Below are 3,716 nucleotides of genomic sequence, written 5' to 3' on the forward strand. Positions count from 1 at the left end.
TTGACCGTTAAGCACTGTGCAGTGTTTAACCGTCCAATCGGACGGAAATTGACATCGTAAAGAGAGATACAATCAACAAGACTGTTGGTCGCCCGAGTGTGGGAATGACCTCAGTCAGGTGCTGACTGTCCTTCGGGACGGGATGCGAGCTTCAGAATACGTCATGTTTCCTCAGACGTCCTGAAGTCTGCCTGATTGAAAAGACAGTTTTGTCCAAGTCAAGTACACTAACCCGGTTCAATATCCGCAAGGATTTGAACCCGCATGATCGCACGATCATGCAATAAGTTCCTGGTCGCAAATGTGGCCGGGAGCGGGATAGTTTGCTTTTTGGTTCAGGAAAACATGCTGTGGTTTCTTACCAGCTTCCGCAGCTGAGCGTGTTTTAGAACACTCTCTTTTTCTGGATCAAATCAAGCGCGAGAAGGGCGTTTGGTGGATGCCTTGGCAGTAAGAGGCGATGAAAGACGTGATACCCTGCGATAAGCTTGGGGGAGCCGGGAATAGGCTTTGATCCCAAGATCTCTGAATGGGGGAACCCACCTGAAAGTTTGTTATAATAGCCGCCGGTTCATTCCGGATGGCTGCTTATAATGGGCTTAACCAGGTACTTATAGACTGAATACATAGGTTTATAAGAGCAAACCCGGGGAACTGAAACATCTAAGTACCCGGAGGAAAGGACATCAATAGAGACTCCGTTAGTAGCGGCGAGCGAACGCGGACCAGCCGAGCCTGATGAGTGAGAAGAACATGTTGGGAAGCATGGCCATAGCGGGTGACAGCCCCGTATTCTAAGCTCTGAGGGACGTATTAAGTAGGGCGGAACACGTGAAATTCTGTCTGAAGATCGGAGGACCACCTCCGAAGGCTAAGTACTCCTTACTGACCGATAGCGAACCAGTACCGTGAGGGAAAGGTGAAAAGCACCCCGGCGAGGGGAGTGAAACAGTACCTGAAACCGAACGCCTACAATCAGTTGGAGGCCCCTTGAGGGCTGACAGCGTACCTTTTGTATAATGGGTCATCGACTTGGTCTCACAAGCAAGCTTAAACCGTTAGGTGTAGGCGCAGCGAAAGCGAGTCTTAATAGGGCGAATGAGTTTGTGGGATCAGACCCGAAACCGAGTGATCTAGGCATGGCCAGGTTGAAGGTGCGGTAACACGCACTGGAGGACCGAACCCACATCCGTTGAAAAGGATCGGGATGAGCTGTGCCTAGGGGTGAAAGGCCAATCAAACTCGGAGATAGCTGGTTCTCTGCGAAATCTATTTAGGTAGAGCGTCATCCGAATACCCCGGGGGGTAGAGCACTGGATGGGTAATGGGGCCCCACAGGCTTACTGATCCTAACCAAACTCCGAATACCCGGGAGTACTAGATGGCAGACACACGGCGGATGCTAACGTCCGTCGTGGAGAGGGAAACAACCCTGACCTCCGGCTAAGGCCCCCAATTCATGGCTAAGTGGGAAAGCAGGTGAGACGTCCAAAACAACCAGGAGGTTGGCTTAGAAGCAGCCATCCTTTAAAGATAGCGTAACAGCTCACTGGTCTAATCAAGATGTCTTGCGGCGAAGATGTAACGGGGCTCAAGCCATGAGCCGAAGCCGAGGATGCACATAGTGCATGGTAGCAGAGCGTAGTGTGACATAGTTCCATGCGTCCTTATCTTCCTGCGGGAAGAATTGGACGCAAGGAGCTTTCGATGAAGCGGGCGCGTGAGCGATCCCGTGGAGAGATCACTAGTGAGAATGATGACATGAGTAGCGACAAAGAGTGTGAGAGACACTCTCGCCGAAAGTCCAAGGGTTCCTGCTTAAAGCTAATCTGAGCAGGGTAAGCCGGCCCCTAAGCCGAGGCCGAAAGGCGTAGGCGATGGGAACCACGTTAATATTCGTGGGCCAGGAGGATGTGACGGATTGTGAAGGTAGTTCATCCTTATCGGATTGAATGGGCTGCTGATCAGTCCCTGGAAATAGCCCTCCATCAGACCGTACCCTAAACCGACACAGGTGGACAGGTAGAGAATACCAAGGCGCTTGAGAGAACGATGTTGAAGGAACTCGGCAAAATACCTCCGTAAGTTCGCGAGAAGGAGGCCCGGGTCCTACGCAAGTGGAATCCGGGGGCACAAACCAGGGGGTGGCGACTGTTTATTAAAAACACAGGGCTCTGCGAAGTCGCAAGACGACGTATAGGGTCTGACGCCTGCCCGGTGCCTGAAGGTTAAAAGGAGGGGTGAGAGCTCCGAATTGAAGCCCAGGTAAACGGCGGCCGTAACTATAACGGTCCTAAGGTAGCGAAATTCCTTGTCGGGTAAGTTCCGACCTGCACGAATGGCGTAACGACTTCCCCGCTGTCTCCAACATCGACTCAGCGAAATTGAATTGCCTGTCAAGATGCAGGCTTCCCGCGGTTAGACGGAAAGACCCCGTGCACCTTTACTACAGCTTCGCACTGGTATCAGGATTGTGATGTGCAGGATAGGTGGTAGGCATCGAAACCGTGACGCAAGTCGCGGTGGAGCCTCCCTTGAGATACCACCCTTCGCACTCTTGATATCTAACCGCGGTCCGTTATCCGGATCCGGGACCCTGCGTGGCGGGTAGTTTGACTGGGGCGGTCGCCTCCTAAAGAGTAACGGAGGCGCGCGAAGGTTGGCTCAGAGCGGTCGGAAATCGCTCGTTGAGTGCAATGGCAGAAGCCAGCCTGACTGCGAGACTGACAAGTCGAGCAGAGACGAAAGTCGGCCATAGTGATCCGGTGGTCCCGAGTGGAAGGGCCATCGCTCAACGGATAAAAGGTACGCCGGGGATAACAGGCTGATACTGCCCAAGAGTCCATATCGACGGCAGTGTTTGGCACCTCGATGTCGGCTCATCTCATCCTGGGGCTGGAGCAGGTCCCAAGGGTACGGCTGTTCGCCGTTTAAAGAGGTACGTGAGCTGGGTTTAGAACGTCGTGAGACAGTTCGGTCCCTATCTGCCGTGGGTGTAGGATACTTGAGAGGAGTTGCCCCTAGTACGAGAGGACCGGGGTGAACGAACCACTGGTGGACCTGTTGTTGCGCCAGCAGCAGTGCAGGGTAGCTATGTTCGGACAGGATAACCGCTGAAGGCATCTAAGCGGGAAGCCCCCCTCAAAACAAGGTATCCCTGAGGGCCGTGGAAGACCACCACGCCGATAGGCCGGAGATGTAAGTGCAGCAATGCATTCAGTTGACCGGTACTAATCGCCCGATAGGCTTGATTTGATCCAGTAACAGACAGTGTTACTCAAAACCAAACAAGCAAACACATCCCATAATACAAAACCTGGACAACGTTGATTGTAACCGACGCAAGTTGCCCGTGCCTGCCGCCACCCGGCGGTGACACAGCAACCGGGCGGCATCTCGCGCATTTGCTGAAGCAAATACGCTGCCTGCCGCTCGCCAGCCTTGCTTCGCAAGGCCGTCGGAATTGGATTTTTCTTGGTTTGGTGGCTACAGCACAAGTGAAACACCCGGTCCCTTCCCGAACCCGGAAGTTAAGCACTGTCGCGCCGATGGTACTTGGGCTCAAGCCCTGGGAGAGTAGGTCACCGCCAAACCTAGTAAAATCCAATAATCTCTCAATACGGTCTCAAAAAAACCTGACGCGGGATGGAGCAGCCAGGTAGCTCGTCAGGCTCATAACCTGAAGGTCGCAGGTTCAAATCCTGCTCCCGCAACCA

The 3,716-nt window shown here is 53.4% G+C and carries 1 tRNA gene and 2 rRNA genes; all 3 read left to right on the forward strand.

The features are described from left to right. The first annotated feature begins 411 nt into the window (after nt 1-411). The 3 genes from L1069_RS23255 (at nt 412) to L1069_RS23265 (ending at nt 3,716) form a co-directional block, all read left to right on the forward strand. Nucleotides 412-3,255: ribosomal RNA gene (locus L1069_RS23255) — 23S ribosomal RNA — on the forward strand. A 223-nt stretch (nt 3,256-3,478) separates the two neighbouring features. Further along, nucleotides 3,479-3,593: ribosomal RNA gene (rrf, locus tag L1069_RS23260) — 5S ribosomal RNA — on the forward strand. A 46-nt stretch (nt 3,594-3,639) separates the two neighbouring features. Then, nucleotides 3,640-3,716: transfer RNA gene (locus tag L1069_RS23265), tRNA-Met, on the forward strand.

The organism is Leisingera sp. MMG026, from assembly GCF_021654205.1.
Taxonomy (GTDB): domain Bacteria; phylum Pseudomonadota; class Alphaproteobacteria; order Rhodobacterales; family Rhodobacteraceae; genus Leisingera.